The organism is Cryobacterium roopkundense (assembly GCF_014200405.1).
In the GTDB taxonomy this organism is placed as follows: Bacteria; Actinomycetota; Actinomycetes; order Actinomycetales; family Microbacteriaceae; genus Cryobacterium; species Cryobacterium roopkundense.
Map to the genome: position 1 here is coordinate 272,458 of NZ_JACHBQ010000001.1, position 19,508 is coordinate 291,965.

A 19,508-nucleotide genomic window follows, 5' to 3' on the forward strand; every position below is an offset into this window, starting at 1 on the left:
GCGGGTCGGGAGTCAGAGCGCGCTGAGGTAGTCGCAGGGGTCGATCACGGCGCGATTACCCGCCGTGCAGTCGGCGGGTACGCCGCCCACGTAGAGCCAGCCGAGCAGCTCCTCCGACGGGGCGAGGGCATGCACCAGGCGCACCGACTTGGCACGCACGAGCGGCCCGGTGCGCCACATCACGCCCCAGCCGGCGGCGCCCAACAGCAGGCTGAGCAGATGCGCGACCCCGGCGGCCGCGGCGTCTTGCTCCCAGACCTGTACCGGGGTGTCGTCGCGGCGGCAGGCCACGATCGCCACGAGCAGCGGAGCTCGGAGCGGTTTCCGTCGTAGCTTGGCGGCGTCTTCGTCCGTGCAGACAGATGCCGTGACGAACGCGTCGCCCAGGCGCTCGCGCGCCTCGCCTCGCAGCTCGATTAAACGCCAGGGACGCAGAGACGCGTGGTCCGCTGCCCGCGCGGCCGCGGCTACGAGGGGCAGCAGCTCGGCCTGGGTGGGAGCCTCTGCGGTCACCTGGGAATGAGATCGGCGATTCGCGACGGCCGCGAGAACCCCCGATTCGTGGCCGTCGCTCGGCATCGTTATTCTGCAGCCGTGAAGTTGAGCGAAATTGAGTTCATGCAGTACCGGTCGCCGGTGGGCGTGCCGAAACCGTCGTCGAAGACGTGGCCGAGGTGCGAGTCGCAGTTCGCGCAACGAACTTCGGTGCGCACGGTGCCAAGGGAGCGGTCTTCGATGAGCTTCACGGCTTCCGGGCGCACCGACTCGTAAAAGCTGGGCCAGCCGCACCCGGAGTCGAATTTCGTGCCGCTCTGGAACAGCTCGGCGTTGCACGCGCCGCACGTGTAAATGCCCGAGCGAGATTCGTCGAGCAGCTCACCGGTCCACGGACGTTCGGTGCCCGCTTCGCGCAGAACCGCATACTTCTCGGGGGAGAGTTCCTCGCGCCATTGAGCGTCTGACTTCGTGACCTCGTGGTCCATGGTGATTCCCTTCGTTACGCAGGTCCCGCAAACGCGTGACCACTCTCTCAAATTGATCTACTCCAGACTAAACTCATGGGGCCTCGGCGGCATTCCGCTTTCGGGCAGGTTCAGGCGAATCGTCAGGCGAAACGCGGCCCGCCCGGCTCGGTGCGGCCAACAACCAGCCGGGCTGAATAGGATGACGGTGTTGCACGATCCCCGTGCCTCGCAGGGCCGGATGAGGAGGTGTCACGTGGACGGTGCGCGTGAACCGACTTCCCCCGGCAGCGGCGAGACCCCGCAGCTGGCGGAACGCGACACGGCGATCCTCGCCTTCGAAGGCCGCTGGTGGAGAAGCCCCGGCGCCAAGGAGGAAGCCATTCGGCTGGAATTCTCGCTTTCGGCGGCCCGCTATTATCAGCTTCTGGCCGTGTTGATCGATTCGCCGCTCGCGCTGGCTTACGATCCCATGCTGGTCAAGCGTCTGCAACGGATGCGGGAAGCTCGCGCCGTAGCGAGAGCCGGGCGCTCCCTCACCCTGCGCGACTGATCCTCATCCCTTCACATCGAGACCCCGACCAAGGACCGAACCAGACCTACGATGCCCACTCATGACGTACGCGACAGATTCGACCACCTTCCGCACGATCTCCATCGCGTGGGCGCACACCGTGCTCCCGGACGCAAGGGGCGAGGCTGGGTGGCGTTCTGGTGGGCTCTGGGCGCAACCATCGCCCTGATTGCCGCCGGAGTGTTCGGAATCTTGTCCCTCAACGACAGGCTGAACATCAGCATTCCCGGCATCTCGGCCTCCGCCGATCCCAGTGCCTCCGCAGAGCCGTCAGCGGAGCCGACGCCCGTGGCCACGGTGGATCCCGCTCTCAGCGTGACGGTGCTCAACGGATCGTCATCGAACGGGGTGGCGGCATCCGCTGCGGGCACCCTCGAAGAAGCCGGTTGGACCGTGGGCGCCACGAGCAACGCGAACTCCCAGGACCAGCCCGCGACCATCATCTACTACGCGGACGCGTCACTTGAAGGCGCGGCTCTCGGAGTGGTGCAGTCACTGCCCGGTGCGACCATTCTGCTCGCCGACGATTTCGTCGACTCCGGTGCAGACCTGACCGTGGTCATCGGGAACGATTATGTGGCTCCCCCGGAGTAGGTTTCACCCGAAGATCCGCATGATCCCGGGCGCAGACCGATCGTTCTACTAGCGACGATATGTGCCCGCGTCAACCCCCTTTTCTTCTCTCGCCGCTTCGCTACTATCTGGTGTGGTCAAACGTTTAATTCGCGCACACAGCTCTCGCGAGAGGGCAGGGCACGCGAGCTGAATGATCGCAGCTTCTGCGGCAGGCCCGGTACGGCCAATGGGCAGTTGCCGACGCAATCACAGCACCAAGGAGTAACACATGGCGAACGGAACCGTGAAGTGGTTCAACGCTGAAAAGGGTTTCGGCTTCATCACCGTTGATGGGGGAGGGCAAGACGTTTTCGTCCACTACTCCGCCATCGACATGAGCGGATACAAGGTTCTGGAGGAAGGCCAGCAGGTCGTCTTCGAGGTCGGTGCGGGAGCCAAAGGCCCCCAGGCCGAGTCGGTTCGTCCGGCCTAAGGGTCCAATTTCAAGGCACACCCCCGACTAACGCCGCCCGGTGCTACGGGCGGCGTTAGTGTGTCGAGGTGAAGGTAATACAGACACGGGCCGCATCGCCCCGCAGGTTCGGTCGCATCGTCGCGGTGCTCATCCCGGCGTTGTTGCTGACCGCATGCTCCGGCGCGGCCCCGGCACCGACCCCCACTCCGAGTGCGTCCGGTTGGGAATCCAGCTATGCCGAGCCCGACCCCGTCGTGCTGGCGCCGCTCCGGGGTACCGAGGTGTCGGCGGCAGCACTGGCTCATCCGTCGCTCGCCGCGAAGATCGACAACCACGAGGCCGCCCGCCCGCAGGCCGGCCTGGAACGAGCCGACATCGTCTTTGAGGAGCTCGTCGAGGGCGGAATCACCCGCTATGTCGCCGTGTGGCACTCCGATGTTCCCGACGAGGTGGGGCCCGTGCGCTCGATCCGACCGATGGATCCCGACATCATGGCACCGTTTGGAGGCATTGCAGCCTATTCCGGCGGCGCCCAGGCCTTCCTCGACCTGATCAAGGCGGCCCCGGTGTTCAGCGTCATCTTCGACTACGACAACACGGGAATATTCACCCGCACGAGTACGAAGTCCGCGCCGCACAACGTGCTGCTCCAGGCGAAGGAGGTCGTGGGGCAACACACCGACCTGCCCGCACCCGCGCAGCAGTTCGCCTACGCGCCGTCGGTTGCCGCGTCATCCGCCATGGTCGATGGAACGCCGATCAGCGCGATCAACACCCGTTTCTCCACCTCACGGTGGCCCGGCTGGACCTGGGACGCCGCGGCAGCGGTGTACCTCCGTTTGCAGGAGGGCGCTCCCGACCTCGACGGCAACGGTGCGCAGCTCACCGCGACCAACGTGGTGACCCTGCGCGTAGACATCGACAACAAGTACGGTGCCATCCCCAAGACCACGATGATCGGCTCGGGCGAAGCCTCCGTTTCTTCCGGCGGACAGACCCTGAACGCTACCTGGGTGAAGGACTCCCAGGCCGCGCCGATCCGTCTGACCGACGCTAACGGTGTCACGGTTCGACTGGCGCCCGGGAACACCTGGATCGAGTTGGTGCCCACGGCTCAGGGCTCGATCGAACTCCTGCCCTGACAGAATCCGTGCCCCGCGGTGTTCGCTTGCACTCTCGACCCCAGAGTGCCAGAATCGACTTAGCACTCTGAGGTTTTGAGTGCTAACCCATCAGTCTTTTGGAACGTCCGGGAGGGACGAGTTACACATATGGCAAAAATCATTGCATTCAATGAAGAGGCCCGTCGTGGGCTTGAGCGCGGCCTGAACATTCTCGCCGACACTGTCAAGGTCACCCTCGGCCCGCGCGGCCGCAACGTCGTTCTGGAGAAGAAGTGGGGCGCCCCCACGATCACCAACGACGGCGTCTCCATCGCCAAGGAGATCGAGCTCGACGACCCGTACGAGAAGATCGGTGCGGAGCTCGTCAAAGAGGTAGCCAAGAAGACGGATGACGTTGCCGGCGACGGTACCACCACGGCAACCGTCCTCGCCCAGGCACTGGTGCGCGAAGGCCTGCGCAACGTCGCGGCCGGAGCGGACCCGATCAGCCTCAAGCGCGGCATCGAGAAGGCCACCGCAGCGGTCATCGCCGAGCTCATCGCCAGCGCCAAGGAAATCGAAACCAAGGAAGAGATCGCGGCCACCGCCTCCATCTCCGCCGGCGACACCGAAATCGGCGCGATCATCGCCGAGGCCATCGACAAGGTCGGCAAGGAGGGTGTTGTCACCGTCGAGGAGTCGAACACCTTCGGCACCGAACTTGAGCTCACCGAGGGCATGCGCTTCGACAAGGGTTTCCTGTCGGCATACTTCGTGACCGACCCCGACCGTCAGGAAGCGGTCTTCGAAGACCCCTACATCCTGATCGTCAACTCCAAGGTCTCCAACATCAAGGACCTGCTCCCCATCGTGGACAAGGTCATCCAGACCGGCAAGCAGCTCCTCATCATCGCGGAAGACGTCGACGGCGAGGCCCTGGCCACGCTCGTTGTGAACAAGATCCGCGGCATCTTCAAGTCGGTCGCCGTCAAGGCTCCCGGCTTCGGAGACCGTCGCAAGGCTCAGCTTCAGGACATCGCCATCCTCACCGGTGGACAGGTCATCTCTGAAGAGGTCGGCCTCAAGCTCGAGAACGTCACGCTCGACCTGCTTGGTAACGCCCGCAAGGTCGTCATCACCAAGGACGAGACGACTATCGTCGAGGGTGCCGGAGACGTCGAGGCGATTGCCGGACGCGTTCAGCAGATCCGCAACGAGATCGAGAACACCGACAGCGACTACGACCGCGAGAAGCTCCAGGAGCGTCTCGCGAAGCTGGCCGGTGGCGTTGCAGTCATCAAGGCCGGCGCCGCGACGGAGGTTGAGCTCAAGGAGCGCAAGCACCGCATCGAGGACGCCGTTCGCAACGCGAAGGCAGCCGTTGAAGAGGGCATCGTCGCCGGTGGTGGCGTTGCGCTCATCCAGGCCGGCAAGACCGCATTCGAGAGCAAGGCAATCCTTGACCTCGTCGGCGACGAGGCTACGGGCGCGAACATCGTGCGCGTCGCCATCGACGCTCCGCTGAAGCAGATCGCCCTCAACGCCGGCATGGAGCCTGGCGTTGTCGCCGACAAGGTGCGCAACCTGCCCGTTGGGTTCGGCCTGAACGCCGCAACCGGCGAGTACGTTGACATGATCGCTGCCGGCATCAATGACCCGGTGAAGGTCACCCGTTCCGCGCTGCTGAACGCATCGTCGATCGCCGGTCTGTTCCTCACCACCGAGGCCGTCGTTGCCGACAAGCCCGAGAAGAACTCGGCTCCGGCCGGTGACCCCTCGGGTGGCATGGACTTCTAAGTCCCGCCTGTAGCACACTGAAAAGTGGGCGCCTCCTTCGGGAGGCGCCCACTTTTTTGTGCATTCCCGAGCTAGCGGATGCCGCGGGCCGACTTCACGAGGTCGGCGCAGCGTTCCCCGATCATCATGGTGGTGATGTTCGGGTTGACGGTCACGAGAACCGGCATGACCGAGGCATCCGCTACTCGCAGGCCCGTGACGCCCTTCACGCGCAGCTCGGGATCAAGCGGACTGAGCACGTCGTCGACGGCGCCCATGCGCACGGTTCCGGCGGGGTGATACACAGTGTTGTGGGTCTTCTCGATGTACGAGGTGATCTCGGCATCCGTCTGAACGGCTGCCCCCGGGTACAGCTCGGTACCCGCCCACTCGGCCATGGCAGGCTGGGCCACGATCTCGCGGGCCTTGCGGATGCCCGCCACCATCACGCGCATGTCGTGCGGGTCGGTGAAGTAGCGCGGATCGACCATGGGCTTGTCTCGATAGTCGTTGCTGCGCAGTTTCACCGTGCCGCGCGACCGAGCCCTCGTGACGTTGGGCGTGAGGCAGAAGCCGTTCTCCGTGGTGGGGTAACCCTGGCGTACCGTGTGCATGTCGAAGGGCACCGAACCGTAGTGAAACATGAGGTCAGGCCGGTCGAGGCCCTCCTCGGTGGTCGTGAAGATGCCAGCCTCCCACCACTGCGTGGAGGTCACGGGCATGGGCTGCTTCGCCTCCCACTGGATGACGCCCTCAGGGTGGTCCTGCAGGTTCTCGCCGACGCCGGGGGAGTCCGCGAGCACCTCGATGCCGAACTCCTCAAGCTGCGCGGCCGGTCCGACGCCGGAGAGCATGAGCAGTTTGGGGGAATCGATCGCGCCCGCGGACAGCACGACCTCGAGCCGCGCGGTGAGCTGGTGCGTTTTGCCGAAGCTCGCGTCGACGACCTGCACGCCGGTGCAGCTCTTGTTCGCATCGAACGTGAGCTTTCGGGCCCGCATACCGGTGAGCAGCGTGAAGTTCGCCCGCTCGCGGATCGGGTGGATGTACGACACAGAGCTGGAGGCCCGGGTGCCGTCGGCCTGCCGGTTGATCTGGAAGAAGTTCGCGCCGTTGACGACTGTCGTTCCGGAGTTGAACGTGGCGCGGGGGATTCCGGTTTGCTCGCACGCGTCGAGAAGGGCGACGCCGCACGGGTCGGCCGCCGGAACATTCATCAGGTGCACGGGGCCGTCCTGGCCGTGGTGCTCGCCCTGGTCCTCGTTGGTTTCGAGGCGCTTGTAGAGCGGGAACGTGTTGGCCGCGCCCCAGCCGGTTGCTCCGTGGAGCGTTGCCCAGTCGTTCAGGTCTTCGGCGGGCGCCCAGAAGGCGATGCAGGAGTTGTGGCTCGAGCAGCCGCCGAGCACCTTGGCGCGCGCGTGGCGCATGAACGAATTACCGTGCTCCTGCGGCTCGATCGGGTAATCCCAGTCATAGCCGCTCTCGAGTAGTTCCATCCACCGGTCCAACTGCAGGATCACGTCGATGCCCTGGTCGTCGGGTCCGGCCTCTACGAGCGCCACCTCGATCTCGGGGTCTTCGCTCAGCCGAGCGGCAACCGCGGCTCCCGCCGATCCGCCACCGATGATGATGTAGTCAAAGTCTGTCGAATTCATGTTCTGCGTCCTCAACCGGCGCTCAGCGCGCCGCGAACCAGCCGGTCACCGCGGGTGCCGTGTTCTGGTAGATGTGCTTGGTTTCCTGATACTCGCCGAGGCCCATCGGGCCGAGCTCGCGCCCGATGCCCGACTGCCCGTAGCCGCCCCACTCCGCCTGCGGCAGGTAGGGGTGGAAGTCATTGATCCACACGGTGCCGTGACGGAGCGCCTGGGCCACCCGCTGGGCCTTGCCGGCGTCCTGCGTCCAGACGGCACCGGCGAGGCCGTAGACCGTATCGTTGGCGATGCGCACGGCCTCTGCCTCGGTCTCGAAGGTCTCGATCGTGACGACGGGGCCGAAGGCCTCGTCGACCACAACGGACATGCCGGAGTGCACCCGGTCCAGCACGGTCGGGGTGTAGTAATAGCCCTGCTCGAGGTCGCCCTCTCCCCAGGTCCCTCCGCAGCGCAGGCGGGCGCCCTCGGCGAGCCCCTTCTGCACGTACGCGGTGACCTTGTCGCGGTGGGCCGCGCTGATCAGGGGTCCTGTCTCGGCTTCGGGGTCGAACGGACCGCCGAGGCGTATCTGGTTCGCGCGGCGTACCAGCTCATCGACGAAGCGTTCGGCAACGGATGCTTCCACCACGATGCGAGCGCCTGCGGAGCAGACCTGGCCAGAGTGCACGAACGCGCCGTTGAGGGCGTTGTCGACGGCGGCATCGAAGTCGGCGTCGGCGAAGATCACATTGGGGTTCTTGCCACCGAGTTCGAGGGCGACCTTCTTCACGGTTCCAGCCGCGGCCGCGGCGATCTTCTTGCCGGTTTCGAGCCCGCCAGTGAAGGAGACGAGGTCGACGTCGGGGTGGCTGGACAGCGGGGCTCCCGCCACGGCGCCCGCGCCGAGCACGAGGTTGGCGACGCCGGCTGGCAGGCCGAGGTCGTCGAGCAATTCCATCATGAGGATGCTCGTGTGTGGGGTGAGCTCGCTCGGCTTGAGGATGAAGGAGTTGCCGGCGGCGAGGGCCGGCGCGATCTTCCAGGCCGCTTGAAGCAGCGGGTAGTTCCACGGCGCGATCAGGCCGCACACTCCCACGGGCTCGTGCACGATGCGGCTGACCACGTTGGCATCGCCGGCATCCACGATGCGTCCGGAATCCTGACCCGCAATCTTGCCGAAGTAGGCGAAGCAGTTTGCGATGTCGTCCATGTCGATTTCACTCTCGACCAGGCGCTTGCCCGTATCGAGGGTTTCGGCGCGGGCGAATTGCGCTGTGCGTACCCGCAGTTCCGCGGCCACTCGCAGCAGAAAGTCGCCGCGCTCCGGTGCGGGAACGGATGACCAGACCTGGCTGTCGAAGGCGGTGCGGGCCGCGTGGATGGCGGCCTCGGCATCCGCTGTCGTGGCTTCGGACACGAGGCCGACGAGCTGTCGGTCGGCCGGGTTATGGATGGCCCGGGTGCCCGCGTCGCTCGCCGACACCCAGGTGCCGCCGATGAACAGCGTGGCAGAGGTGGTGTCGGTGCTGGTCGGCACGGTGGTGGTTACTGCGCTCATTGCTTTACCTCATCTGATTCGAAATCGGCTTCCCAATTGTCTTTGGCCACCTGGTCTTCGGCGAAGGCGGTGTTGCCCGGTTGCTCAAGCCGGTTGAGGTGCAGGAAGTCCAGGTGCGTTTCGTAGTGGTCGAGCACGTCGGTGATGACCTGCTCTTTGCTGTACCCCATCAGGTCGTAGCCGTGGCTGCCTTCGAGGGAGAAGACCTCCATGCGGTAATACTTGCTCGCGGACGAGGCAGAGCGCACGGCATACGACGGGGTGTCGAACTGCACGGGGTAGATCTGATACTTGAATCCGCGTTCCTCGCCCATCGACACGAGCAGGTCCACGTGCGGAATCTGCAGGCCGTCAACGACGCCCTCGCTCAGGGTGACGTCTGCGCCCTTCGACGCGAGCTCGTCGTGTACTTCCTGCAGTGCGGGGAGGGCGACGAGGGCCACGAATCGCTCGGCCTGCTTCGGGCCGGGGTAGCTCATGGCGCGGGAGAGGCGCTGGCGCCAGTTGCGCACGCGTGCCGGGTCGCCGCTGCGCCCGGAGAGCAGTCCGGGCAGGCTCACCCGGTAACTGTCGCTCAGGGACTGCTCAACCCGGAGGGCCTTGTACAACCCCAGCATGATGAGTAGGAGCACCGCTGAGAACGGCAACCCCATGATGATAGTGGCATTCTGCAGGTTGGGGATCCCTCCCACGAGCAGCATGGCCATGGTCAGTACGCCGGTGGTGACGGCCCAGAACACTCGGAGCCACTTGGGCCCGTCGGACTCGGCGTCTTTCAGGTGCGAGGTGAAGTTGGCCATCACGAGGGCGCCGGAATCGGCCGAGGTGACGTAGAACAGCAGGCCGGTGAAGGTTGCGACCGCGGCGCTGAGCGGTGCCAGCGGGAACTCGGCGAGCAGCGAGTAGAACGCCTTCTCCGGCGAGTTCATGGCGATCTCCCCGAAGCCTGCGTCACCACCGATCACGATGGCGAGGGCGCTGTTGCCGAAGACGGCGATCCAGATCAGGATGAAGGCGAACGGCACCACGAGAACGCCGGCGACGAACTCGCGGATGGTGCGGCCACGAGAGATGCGAGCCAGGAACAGACCCACGAAGGGCGCCCAGGCGATCCACCAGGCCCAGAAGAACAGCGTCCACGCGTTCATCCACGCGTCGGGCCTGTCGTAGGCGAAGGTATCGAGGGTCATGCCCGGGAAACGGCTGAGGGTATCGCCGACGTTCTGCACGATCGCGTCGAGCAGGAACGAGGTGTTGCCGGCGATCAGCACGAAGAGCATGAGCGCCACCGACAGCAGCACGTTGAGCTCGGACAGCCGGCGGATGCCCTTTTCCACGCCGGTGACGGCGGAGATGGTGGCCATCACGACCGACAGGGCAATGAGCGAGCCCTGCACGAAGAGGGTCTGCGGTGTGCCGAACATGAAGGTCAGCCCGTAGTTGAGCTGCGCCACTCCGATGCCGAGGCTCGTGGCGATACCGAAGATCGTGCCGAGAATGGCGGCGATGTCCACGACGTCGCCGATGGGGCCGTAGATCTTCTTTCCGAAGATGGGGTACAGCGCCGAGCGGATGCTGAGCGGCAGGTTCTGCCGGTACGCGAAATACCCGAGGGCGAGACCCATCAGGGCGTAGAGCGCCCAGCCGGTGATGCCGTAGTGAAAGAGCGTCCAGACCATGGCCTGACGGGCAGCCTCGACCGTACTGCCGTCTCCGGTGGGCGGAGCGAGGTACTGCGTGATGGGCTCGGAGACCGAGAAGAACATCAGGTCGATGCCGATTCCTGCGGCGAACAGCATGGAGGTCCAGGTAAAGAGGCTGAACTGCGGTCGGGAGTGGTCGGGGCCGAGTCTGGTCTTTCCCACGCGGGAGACGGCAATGTAGATCACGAACAGCAGCACGAGCGTGACGATGACGAAGTAGTACCAACCGAGGTTGGTGGAGACCCAGCCCACGATGGAGCCGATCACGTCGCTCGCGTTGCCGGGGGCGAGGATTGACCAGAGGGCGATCGCGATGATTCCAGTCGCGGATCCGATGAAGACTGTCTTGTTGACTCGGGTCGTGCTCTCTGGAGCGAATGTTTCGGGTGCGGGTGTTGCTGACAGCGGTGTTTCTACTTCAGAGGGGGGCATCTCATCCTTGGTGCTCGGTGTGACGTCTCGTCTGACGGGGTCGCGGTGGCGACCGGGTTGTGGCTTGTTTGTCGCGAAGCCAACAAGTCTAACAAATGCCCCCCTCGGGGCCGTCGGAGCCCGGTCAGCGGGCGAAAAGGCGGGTGTTGGCCTGCTCGATGTCGGCGTACTGCTGCCCGGCCGCCGCGAGTGCCTGGTTGAGGCTTGCGAGGCTCTCTTCGAGGCGCTGTTGCATGGCCTTCCAATCGGCGACCGCGCCCTGGAACGCGATCGAGGCCTGGCCGGTCCAAGACCCTTCGAGGTTCAGGAGCTGGCTGTGCAGGCCCGCGACCTCGGCCTCTATTCGGCCGATCGTGCCGCGCATGGTGCCCGTCGCGGCGAGTACTGCTTCGCTGTCTACCTGGTAGCTGGTCATGGTGTGCCCTTCCGTGAGGTGTGTGCCTCGACAGTAGGGCTGCGACACGGCGGCGTGGGGTCGTAGGCGCAGGTTGGTGCACAACACACCGGGCCGGCGTGCGGGGGAGGAGAACGTCAGGGGATGACGGGCTCAGATTTCTGTGGGGCGCTCGGGCTGCCCGCGAGGGGAAGCGACACCCGGAAGGTGGCTCCACCGCCGGGGGTGTCGACTACGTCAACCGTGCCGTTATGGGAAGAAACGATGGCCGCGACGATCGCGAGTCCGAGACCACTGCCGCCGGTCTCCCGGGCGCGGGACGAATCAGCGCGCCAGAAGCGCTGGAAGATCTTCTCGCGAATCTGCGGCGGAATCCCCTCGCCGTGGTCGATGATCGCGATGGATGCCCGCTGGGCCGCCGGGTCCACGGCGACTTCGAGCTCGATGGGGCTGTCCTCCGAGGTGAAACGCATCGCGTTGCCCATCAGATTGGTGATGACCTGGCGGATCTTGTTTTCCTCCGCCATCACGATGGCGGGAACGGCGATGTCCCTGGCCGGGGTCGACGGCGTCGCGGCGGGCACCGCGGCATCCGTTTTGCGTGGTTTGCGGGTGCGTAGCCGAGCGAAGGTCGACGCGAAAGAGCTCGTAGCGGGTGCGCCCTGCGCGTCGGTAGCGGGGGCGTCTCCGGTTTCGAGTTCGGCCGTCTCGGCGCCCGTGTCAGCGGATGCCGCAGGCGCCAGTGTGGTCGGCAATGGCGTGAGGACCGTCACCGGGCGTGCCGGGGAGGATGCCATTGCATCGAGGGCGGCGTCGCGGGCCAGCGGAACGAGGTCGACCGCGGTCAGGGCAAGTGGCTTGGTCTCGTCGAGGCGGGCGAGTTCGAGCAGGTCCTCGACCAGTCCGCCCATGCGGATGGCTTCCTTTTCGATGCGCTGCATGGCCTGGGCCACGTCTTCCGGGGTCTGGAGGGCACCCATGCGGTACAGCTCCGCGTAGCCGCGTACCGAGACGAGCGGGGTGCGCAGCTCGTGACTGGCGTCGCCGACGAAACGGCGCATCTGGTCGATCGTGCGAGCGCGGTCCTTGAACGCCCGGTCGATGCGGTTCAACATGATGTTGAGCGAACGGTTGAGGCGGCCGACCTCGGTGTTGGGGGTGGCTCCGCCAAGTCGCTGGCTGAAATCCCCGTCGGCGATGGCCGCGGCCGTGCGCTCGGCCTCGCGCAGGGGCGCGAACGTGGTCGTGACCAGCAGGCGCGTGAGCATGGCTCCGATGAGCACGACACCGGCTCCGAACCCCAGAAAAATGGTGAGGTAGGTGGCCATGGTGTTCTCGGTGGGACGCAGCGACACCGCCATCAGGAGAGTTCCGTAGGTGCCCTGCGGGCTGATCACCACGGGCACAGCCACGGCGAGGAAGGCCGTGTCGTGGGACGCGTCGTAGAGGGTCTGCGTGCGGCCGTCCAGCTGGGCCGCTCGTGCGAGGTCGAGTGGCATGCCCACGATGGGGAGCTCGGCGTGGTCGTGGTCGCGCCAGGTGCGGGTGAGTAGTCCGCCGTCGGCGTCGTAGAGCGCCGCGAAGTAGTTCGAGGGAACGCCTTCGGCGCCGTTCTGGGACAGCGCACTCGACGACGACGCGTTGAGCGTGGTCTGGATCTCGGCGCGAAGTTGCGTGTCGACCTGCTCGACGACGTACTGCTTGAGCATCGCCATCGTGCCGATGCCCGAGACGAGCAGGCCGAGCGTAAGCATGAGCACGGTCACGCCGGTGATCTTGGACCGCAGCGAGACGCGGTTCCATCGTTCCGTCAGTGACTGATGCATGAGAGCTCCAGTCTAAGCAACCGTGGCTGGGACTATGCCTTGGCGGCCTTGAGCATGTACCCGAAGCCGCGCTTGGTCTGGATGAGCGGCTCGCTGGAGTGCACGTCGACCTTGCGGCGCAGATACGAGATGTACGACTCCACGATTCCGGCGTCACCGTTGAAGTCGTACTCCCACACGTGATCGAGAATCTGCGCCTTCGACAGCACCCGGTTCGGGTTCAGCATCAGGTAACGCAGCAGCTTGAACTCGGTCGGGCTGAGCTCGATCGGCTCGCTGCCCACGAGAACCTCGTGCGTGTCCTGGTCCATGGTCAGCTCGCCGGCGCGGATGACGGCGTCTTCGTCTGCATGCATCGTGCGACGCAGGATCGCCTTGATGCGCGCCACAATCTCGTCCAGGCTGAACGGCTTCGTGACATAGTCGTCGCCGCCCACGGTGAGGCCGGTGATCTTGTCTTCGGTGTCGTCCTTGGCCGTGAGGAACAGGATCGGAGCGGTGTACCCGGCGCTGCGGAGGCGCTTGGTCACCCCGAAGCCGTTCATGTCGGGCAGCATGACGTCGAGAATGATGAGGTCGGGTTCCTCCTCGAGCACGGCAGAGATCGCTTGGGCACCGTTTCCGACGGCACGCACGGCGAAGCCGGCGAAGCGCAGGCTGGTCGTGAGCAGGTCGCGGATGTTCGGTTCGTCATCAACAATGAGAATGCGGGGGCCATCAGTCATGTGACCATTCTCTGCGCGTTAGCTGGAGGTTTACTGAAAGTAGGCGGTGTGCGGTGGTTGCTCGGTACCTTTGGAGAGGGCGCAGTGCCCACAAACTCAGGGAGCGGCATGCATACGGCGAACACACGCACCGAGCACCGGATGCCCACGATCGACGCCCCACGGCGCCTCATGAACGGGCGGACGTTCGATTTCTCCCGCGAGGTCGCCGTGATGGCGATCATCAACCGCACCCCCGATTCCTTCTACGACCGCGGGGCAACGTTCGCGCTCGACGCATCCGTTGCCGCGGCCCGGCGGGCGATAGCGGACGGCGCGGACTGGGTCGACATCGGCGGGGCCAAGTTCGCCCCCGGCCCGGCGGTCCCGATCGAGGAAGAGATCAACCGGGTCGTTCCCGTGGTCGAGGCCCTGCAGGGATCGGGTGTCGTGATCTCGGTGGACACCTTCCACTCGGACGTGGCGCGCGCCGCCCTGCGCGCCGGCGCACACGTGATCAATGACACCACCGGCCTGCACGACCCGGCGATGGCCCATGTCGTGGCCGACAGTGATGCGACGCTCGTGATCACGCACAGTCTCGCGGAACCCCGCACGGCCTATCCAGCGCCCACCTACGGGGACGTCGTTCGCGAGGTCATCGACTTTCTGCAGGCCAGGGTCGAGCTCGCCGTTGCGCACGGGATTCCCCGTGACCGTCTGGTGGTCGACCCCGGACACGACCTCAACAAGAACACACTGCACTCACTCGACATCACCCGACGGCTCGGCGAAATCACCGCGCTCGGTCTGCCCACCCTGGTGGCCGTGTCGAACAAGGATTTCGTGGGAGAGACCCTCGACCGGGAGCGTGGCGACCGCGTGGAGGGGTCGCTCGCCGCGATGGTCTTCAGCATTCTGCAGGGCGCGCGGATCGTCCGTATGCACAACGTGCGTGCGGCCGTCGATGCCGCGCGCATGACCGAGGCCATCCTCGGATTTCGTCAGCCCGCCTACCTGCGTCACAACCAGGCCTGAGAGGTTCTTGTGTTCACCTCCGAATCGCTCCGAGAGAGCTACCGCATCGTCGAAAGGGGCACGCCCCAGGTGCGGGTGAATTTCATCTCGAGCATCGACGGCGCCGCGACTCTCGATGGTCTGAGCGGCGGGCTCAATAACGCTGACGACAAACTTGTCTTCGACACGCTGCGTGTGCTGTGCGACGTGATTCTCGTGGGCGCCGGAACCGTGCGGGCAGAGGGCTACGCTGGCGTGGGCGTGTCACCAGCGGATGCGAAGTGGCGAGTAGCGAAGGGATGGGCTGCTCAGCCGCCCGTCGCGATAGTGTCGGGGCGGCTCGACCTCGACCCGCGGCATCCGCTCTTCACAGAGGCCGTGGCCCGCCCGCTCGTCGTGACGCACGCGGGGTCGCCGGCGGAGGCGCGGGAGGCTCTGGGGGAGGTGGCCGACGTGCTCGTGTGCGGGCAGGCCGAGATTGATGCGAGGCTCATGGTGGCGGCGCTCGCCGAACGTGGGCTGAGCCAGATTCTCTGCGAGGGCGGGCCGAGCCTGTTTGGCGCGCTGATCGAGGCGGATTGCGTGGACGAGCTGTGTCTGAGCCTGAGTCCGGTGCTCGAGGGCGGCTCGGCCGGTCGCATCACTGTCGGTGCCTCCGCGGCGACCCGTGACCTGGAGCTCGTGAACGTTTTGCGTGCCGGCGACATGCTGTTTCTGCGCTATGCCCGCAGGGCGAGCTGACCGCAGACAGACCGGGCCCACCCTATGAACGCGGGCCCAGTTTCTAAGCTGCGCCCACGCTCGGGGCCCGGGCCCCGAACGGAAAGGGCTAGGCAGCCTCGAGGCTTTGGGAGTCGAGGATCGTGTAGCTGTAGCCCTGCTCGGCCAGGAAGCGCTGGCGGTTCTGCGCGAAATCCTGGTCAACGGTGTCGCGGGCCACGAGCGTGTAGAAGTTCGCCGAGAGGCCGGACTCCTTCGGTCGCAGTAGGCGACCGAGGCGCTGGGCCTCCTCCTGGCGGGAGCCGTACGAGCCCGACACCTGGATGGCCACGGTCGCCTCGGGCAGATCGACGGAGAAATTCGCGACCTTGGAGACCACGAGCACCTTCACCTCTCCCACCCTGAAAGCCTGGTAGAGACGCTCGCGCTCGTCGATCGGTGTGGCCCCCGTGAGCTGCGGCGCGTTCAAGACCTCGGCGAGTTCGTCGATCTGGTCGAGGTACTGCCCGATCACGAGGATGCGTTCGCCCTCGTGCTTGGCGATGAGGGCCTGTACGACGCCGAGTTTGGCCGGTGCCGTGGCGGCGAGGCGGTAGCGCTCGTCGTCGGCGGCGGCGGCATAGGTGAGGCGTTCGGACTGTGGCAGGTCGATGCGCACCTCGTAGCAGTTGGCGGGGGAGATGAAGCCCTGGGCCTCGATCTCCTTCCACGGCGCGTCGAAGCGCTTGGGGCCGATGAGGCTGAACACGTCGCCCTCGCGGCCGTCTTCACGAACGAGAGTGGCGGTCAGGCCGAGCCGGCGGCGTGCTTGTAACTCGGCGGTGAGCTTGAACACCGGGGCCGGGAGCAGGTGCACTTCGTCGTAGATCACGAGGCCCCAGTCCATGGCGTCGAGCAGTTCGAGGTGCGCGTACTCGCCTTTCCGCTTGGCCGTGAGGATCTGGTACGTGGCGATCGTCACCGGCTTGACTTCTTTCACCTGGCCGGAGTATTCGCCGATCTCGTCGGGCGTGAGTGTGGTGCGCTTGAGCAGCTCGTCACGCCACTGTCGCGCTGACACCGTGTTGGTCACGAGGATGAGAGTGTTCGTCTTCGCGGTGGCCATCGCACCCGCGCCCACGAGGGTCTTGCCCGCACCGCAGGGCAGCACGACAACGCCGGAGCCGCCGTCGAAGAAGCTCGAGACCGCCTTGTTCTGGTAGTCCCGTAGCGCCCAGCCGTCTTCGCGCAAGGCGATCTCGTGCGGGGTGCCGGGGGTGTACCCGGCGAGGTCTTCGGCGGGCCAGCCGAGCTTCACGAGCTCCTGCTTGAGCTGCCCCCGCGCCCACGGCTCAACGAGGAAGGATGACGGCGAGGGCTGGCCGATCAGGAGCGGCGCGATGCGCTTGGCGCCAGCGATCTCCATGAGCACGGCCTGGTCGGTGCTCTGCAGCACGAGCGCGCCCTCGGCGTCGCGCTCGATGACGAGGCGGCCGTAGCGGCCGACGGTCTCGGTGATGTCCACGGAGACGGTCTGCGGAATAGCGAACTTGGAGTATTTTTCGAGCGTCGCGAGCATGTCGGGAGCGTCGTGCCCGGCCGCGCGGGCGTTCCACAGGCCGAGCCGCGTGATGCGGTAGGTGTGGATGTGTTCGGGAGCGCGCTCAAGCTCGGCGAATACGGCGAGATCGTGCCGCGCATCCTCGGCGAGAGGGTGCGCGACCTCGAGCAATACGGTGCGGTCACTTTGGACGATCAGCGGGCCATCAGACATAGCCAGCAAGCCTACGCCCGTTGGGTGAACACGACGGCACGCTCTACGGTGCCGGCGTAATACTGATGATGCTCGAGATGGGGAGCGTGCGCTCGATGTCGGCCCGCCGGTCGCGCGCCCGAAAGCGCCCGCCGCCCACGCTGGCCGGTTCGAGCAGGTAATCCACGAGCACGCCGCCGGGCATGCTGATGGTCACCGTGACGGTCTGTTTGGAGCGGATGGCGGTGTCGAGCTGGCGAGCGAGCCAGGCATCCGCTGCCACGACCTCGCCGCCGTCCCCCGCGCGCAGCTTCTCCACGAGGGTCTGGGCCGGGTCGACAGGCGTCGCCGGAATCACCCGCGCGATCTGGTGCCGGCGCAGGTGCACGATTTCGCCATCTGAGTTTTCGGCGGCCACCGGATAACGGGCGTCGCTGAGCGCCCAGAACACGAGTTCGGCGGCGAAACGGCTCGTGAGTCGGTTGCCGGCGGGGTCGAGGCCCAGAGCGGAGAGCGTCTGGTCGACGGCGATAGTGCCGAGAAGTCCGGCGTCGTCGGAGCGCACGTAGCTCTGCATGGGTGCAGAGCCTGGCGCGGCGCTGCCCACGCGCACGCGGCCGTAACGGCCGGCTGACTCCTCGATCAGATACTGCACGGGCTGGGGAATGCCGGTGAGCGAAATGGTGCCGAGAAAGGTCAGCAGCGACTCCGCGTTTTCGCCGGCGGCCAGCGCACGATTCACGGATGCCGCGGTGATGCGATAGCTCGACGCGAGTTCCCTGCTCTCCACATCCGCCAGCGCCCGGAGTCGCGCGTCGATCGACGGCGCCAGCGGTCCGGGGGCCACGATGGAGAGGTCGTGCTGCAGGTAGACGGCACCGACCTCGGCAGGGAGTGCCGCGGTCATGGTGTCGATCGCTGCGGGCAGGTCATGGGACAGCAGACGCGCCCCGGCGGAGCTCGTGGTCTCGTGCGCCGTCACGCCGATGACCTCGGCGTCGCGGGCGAACTCGGCGACCTGAGACTCCATCCAGTCGCCGCCGGCGGGGTAGAGCCAGTCCACGAAGCCATGAAGGCCCTGGCCCCAGGACACTCCTGCCTCGCGGGGGAGAATGTCGCGCACGGAGTTCGGCAGGGCGTCGTGCCAGGCCTGCGCGAGGCGGGCCCAGCGTGCGGTGGTGGGTTCGATCAGCCAGCCTTCACCGGCCTCGGTTTCCATCCAGTAGCCCTCGGAGTGCGCGATGAGCTCGGCGCGCGCGGCGATGGTCACGAGCGGCGCGACAGCCTCGATTTCGACGCCCATCACGAGGGCAAGCCGCTTGGTGTCGGGCAGGCCGAGGCCGCCACGGCTGAGTTCGCGGGCGGGGTCGCGGGCGAGTTCGCTCACGAGTTCGGCGATCGACGACACGCAGGCAAACGCGCGTTCGGCGGCGAGCCGGTCCGTGAAGCTCACGTCGAGGCTTTCCGGAGGCGCGAGGGCGGGCGGCGCGGGCGTAGCGGCCAGCTCGAGTGCGCTCGGCAGGCCCTGGGCCGGCCAGAGGTGCAGTTGGGTCGAGACGGCGGCATACGGGCCCAGCCGGCCGTCTGCGACGAGGCAGAGCAGCAGCGCATCCAGCTCGGCGGCTCGGGAGAGCACGTGGCCTTCCGACACCGCGAAGCCGCTCGAGTCGGTGAGGTGGGCGGCGATCTCGGTGATCGTGGGAGCCGGAAGGGCTTCGCTCAGGTCGGCGGCGGCCGGGTCGGCGGCCGTGCGGCGTGCCGCCGAGGCAACGGATGCCGCCGCGAGCTCCCCGGCGGCGGCCAGCACGGAGAGGGTGGCCCGGTCGAGGTGCGCCAGGCTGCGCTGAATAGCGGCGGGCTCGAGTAGGGCGTCGGCGAGGTCGAAGAAGTCGCGGATACCGGCGGGCGCGACGGCACGGGCCTCGATGGCACGGCGCAGGGAGGCGTCATCGAAAGCGCGCAGGCGTGTGGCGAGTGACAGCATCCGCTTAGCTCGGGTTTGCTGTGGAGTCGCGCTTGCGGCGGATGGCCACGAAGACGATGAGGCCGATGGTGAGCAGGAATCCGAGGGGCAGTCCGAAAAGCGGAAGCGTGATGACGACCGGCCACAGGCCCTTGCTGAAGCCGTCGTTGTTGCCGACGCCGAGTGCCGTGCCGGCGATCATGGCGATGAAACACAGGATGGACAGCCCCACAACACCGGCCACCATGTAGGCAAGGATGCGCTCGAACCGGCCGGTGGAGGGTGGATTTTGATTGGTCACACTCCAAGGATACGGGGCGGAGGCAGCGGGAACGGAATATGCTGGACGCGCACGTCGCGCTGTCCTGCGCGCCCCACAC

General features: G+C 66.2%; 18 protein-coding genes. 7 read left to right on the top strand and 11 right to left on the bottom strand.

Annotated elements, in window-relative coordinates:
* Positions 1–12 precede the first annotated feature (12 nt).
* The gene (locus tag BJ997_RS01330; RefSeq protein ID WP_035834938.1) at positions 13–579 is read right to left on the bottom strand and encodes a nitroreductase family protein; all 567 of its coding nucleotides are present in this window, start codon (positions 577–579) and stop codon (positions 13–15) included.
* A 2-nt stretch (positions 580–581) separates the two neighbouring features.
* On the bottom strand, positions 582–983 hold the full coding sequence (msrB, locus tag BJ997_RS01335; protein WP_035834939.1) for a peptide-methionine (R)-S-oxide reductase MsrB: 402 nt from the start codon (positions 981–983) through the stop codon (positions 582–584).
* Between the two features lie 235 nt (positions 984–1,218).
* Between msrB and BJ997_RS01340 the strand changes: the two genes are divergently transcribed.
* From BJ997_RS01340 to groL, 5 genes are all read left to right on the top strand, one after another.
* The gene (locus tag BJ997_RS01340) at positions 1,219–1,515 is read left to right on the top strand and encodes a DUF3263 domain-containing protein (protein ID WP_236628732.1); all 297 of its coding nucleotides are present in this window, start codon (positions 1,219–1,221) and stop codon (positions 1,513–1,515) included.
* A 51-nt stretch (positions 1,516–1,566) separates the two neighbouring features.
* Positions 1,567–2,130 (top strand): LytR C-terminal domain-containing protein, encoded by a 564-nt coding sequence (locus BJ997_RS01345; protein WP_035834940.1) that lies wholly within the window; start codon positions 1,567–1,569, stop codon positions 2,128–2,130.
* A gap of 250 nt (positions 2,131–2,380) precedes the next feature.
* On the top strand, positions 2,381–2,584 hold the full coding sequence (locus BJ997_RS01350) for a cold-shock protein (protein WP_035834941.1): 204 nt from the start codon (positions 2,381–2,383) through the stop codon (positions 2,582–2,584).
* 68 nt (positions 2,585–2,652) lie between these two features.
* Positions 2,653–3,708 carry a DUF3048 domain-containing protein gene (locus BJ997_RS01355; protein WP_035834942.1) on the top strand — a complete coding sequence of 352 codons (1,056 nt, stop codon included), beginning with the start codon at positions 2,653–2,655 and terminating at the stop codon, positions 3,706–3,708.
* Positions 3,709–3,837: 129 nt separating this feature from the next.
* Positions 3,838–5,466 (top strand): chaperonin GroEL, encoded by a 1,629-nt coding sequence (gene groL / locus BJ997_RS01360; protein ID WP_035834943.1) that lies wholly within the window; start codon positions 3,838–3,840, stop codon positions 5,464–5,466.
* 71 nt (positions 5,467–5,537) lie between these two features.
* Here the strand turns inward: groL and BJ997_RS01365 are convergent, their stop codons facing one another.
* The 6 genes from BJ997_RS01365 to BJ997_RS01390 all read right to left on the bottom strand — a co-directional run bounded on the left by BJ997_RS01365 (position 5,538) and on the right by BJ997_RS01390 (position 13,717).
* Entirely contained in the window at positions 5,538–7,100 is a 1,563-nt protein-coding gene (locus BJ997_RS01365) for a GMC family oxidoreductase (RefSeq protein WP_035834944.1), read from the bottom strand.
* A 22-nt stretch (positions 7,101–7,122) separates the two neighbouring features.
* On the bottom strand, positions 7,123–8,637 hold the full coding sequence (locus tag BJ997_RS01370) for an aldehyde dehydrogenase family protein (RefSeq protein ID WP_052541895.1): 1,515 nt from the start codon (positions 8,635–8,637) through the stop codon (positions 7,123–7,125).
* Positions 8,634–10,772 (bottom strand): choline BCCT transporter BetT, encoded by a 2,139-nt coding sequence (gene betT / locus BJ997_RS01375; RefSeq protein ID WP_035834945.1) that lies wholly within the window; start codon positions 10,770–10,772, stop codon positions 8,634–8,636. Before betT ends, BJ997_RS01370 begins: the two co-directional genes overlap by 4 nt.
* A gap of 124 nt (positions 10,773–10,896) precedes the next feature.
* Positions 10,897–11,187 (bottom strand): WXG100 family type VII secretion target, encoded by a 291-nt coding sequence (locus tag BJ997_RS01380; protein WP_035834946.1) that lies wholly within the window; start codon positions 11,185–11,187, stop codon positions 10,897–10,899.
* Between the two features lie 116 nt (positions 11,188–11,303).
* On the bottom strand, positions 11,304–12,992 hold the full coding sequence (locus tag BJ997_RS01385) for a sensor histidine kinase (RefSeq protein ID WP_035834947.1): 1,689 nt from the start codon (positions 12,990–12,992) through the stop codon (positions 11,304–11,306).
* Between the two features lie 32 nt (positions 12,993–13,024).
* The gene (locus BJ997_RS01390) at positions 13,025–13,717 is read right to left on the bottom strand and encodes a response regulator transcription factor (protein WP_035834948.1); all 693 of its coding nucleotides are present in this window, start codon (positions 13,715–13,717) and stop codon (positions 13,025–13,027) included.
* 141 nt (positions 13,718–13,858) lie between these two features.
* On the opposite strand from BJ997_RS01390, the gene folP reads away from it, so the two are divergent.
* Positions 13,859–14,734, top strand: a complete 876-nt coding sequence (gene folP / locus BJ997_RS01395) for a dihydropteroate synthase (RefSeq protein ID WP_084141009.1) — start codon at positions 13,859–13,861, stop codon at positions 14,732–14,734.
* A 9-nt stretch (positions 14,735–14,743) separates the two neighbouring features.
* Positions 14,744–15,454 carry a pyrimidine reductase family protein gene (locus BJ997_RS01400; protein ID WP_035834950.1) on the top strand — a complete coding sequence of 237 codons (711 nt, stop codon included), beginning with the start codon at positions 14,744–14,746 and terminating at the stop codon, positions 15,452–15,454.
* An 88-nt stretch (positions 15,455–15,542) separates the two neighbouring features.
* Here BJ997_RS01400 and BJ997_RS01405 read toward each other — a convergent pair whose 3' ends face one another.
* Genes BJ997_RS01405 through BJ997_RS01415 form a run of 3 tightly spaced genes read right to left on the bottom strand, consistent with a single transcriptional unit; the run spans position 15,543 to position 19,429 of the window.
* Complete coding sequence (locus tag BJ997_RS01405) at positions 15,543–17,186, bottom strand: DNA repair helicase XPB (protein WP_035834951.1); 1,644 nt, start codon at positions 17,184–17,186, stop codon at positions 15,543–15,545.
* Positions 17,187–17,229: 43 nt separating this feature from the next.
* A complete protein-coding gene (locus BJ997_RS01410) occupies positions 17,230–19,149 on the bottom strand; it encodes a helicase-associated domain-containing protein (protein ID WP_035834953.1) in 1,920 nt (639 codons plus the stop codon).
* A gap of 4 nt (positions 19,150–19,153) precedes the next feature.
* A complete protein-coding gene (locus BJ997_RS01415) occupies positions 19,154–19,429 on the bottom strand; it encodes a hypothetical protein (RefSeq protein WP_035834954.1) in 276 nt (91 codons plus the stop codon).
* Between the last annotated feature and the right edge of the window lie 79 nt (positions 19,430–19,508).

What these genes read in the sequence shown, in the direction of transcription:
- msrB (WP_035834939.1), bottom strand. Translation starts at nt 983, where the DNA reads ATGGACCACGAGGTCACGAAGTCAGACGCTCAATGGCGCGAGGAACTC.
- BJ997_RS01350 (WP_035834941.1), top strand. Translation starts at nt 2,381, where the DNA reads ATGGCGAACGGAACCGTGAAGTGGTTCAACGCTGAAAAGGGTTTCGGC.
- folP (WP_084141009.1), top strand. Translation starts at nt 13,859, where the DNA reads ATGCCCACGATCGACGCCCCACGGCGCCTCATGAACGGGCGGACGTTC.
- BJ997_RS01405 (WP_035834951.1), bottom strand. Translation starts at nt 17,186, where the DNA reads ATGTCTGATGGCCCGCTGATCGTCCAAAGTGACCGCACCGTATTGCTC.
- BJ997_RS01365 (WP_035834944.1), bottom strand. Translation starts at nt 7,100, where the DNA reads ATGAATTCGACAGACTTTGACTACATCATCATCGGTGGCGGATCGGCG.
- BJ997_RS01390 (WP_035834948.1), bottom strand. Translation starts at nt 13,717, where the DNA reads ATGACTGATGGCCCCCGCATTCTCATTGTTGATGACGAACCGAACATC.
- groL (WP_035834943.1), top strand. Translation starts at nt 3,838, where the DNA reads ATGGCAAAAATCATTGCATTCAATGAAGAGGCCCGTCGTGGGCTTGAG.
- BJ997_RS01410 (WP_035834953.1), bottom strand. Translation starts at nt 19,149, where the DNA reads ATGCTGTCACTCGCCACACGCCTGCGCGCTTTCGATGACGCCTCCCTG.
- BJ997_RS01345 (WP_035834940.1), top strand. Translation starts at nt 1,567, where the DNA reads ATGCCCACTCATGACGTACGCGACAGATTCGACCACCTTCCGCACGAT.
- BJ997_RS01330 (WP_035834938.1), bottom strand. Translation starts at nt 579, where the DNA reads ATGCCGAGCGACGGCCACGAATCGGGGGTTCTCGCGGCCGTCGCGAAT.
- BJ997_RS01370 (WP_052541895.1), bottom strand. Translation starts at nt 8,637, where the DNA reads ATGAGCGCAGTAACCACCACCGTGCCGACCAGCACCGACACCACCTCT.
- BJ997_RS01385 (WP_035834947.1), bottom strand. Translation starts at nt 12,992, where the DNA reads ATGCATCAGTCACTGACGGAACGATGGAACCGCGTCTCGCTGCGGTCC.
- betT (WP_035834945.1), bottom strand. Translation starts at nt 10,772, where the DNA reads ATGCCCCCCTCTGAAGTAGAAACACCGCTGTCAGCAACACCCGCACCC.
- BJ997_RS01380 (WP_035834946.1), bottom strand. Translation starts at nt 11,187, where the DNA reads ATGACCAGCTACCAGGTAGACAGCGAAGCAGTACTCGCCGCGACGGGC.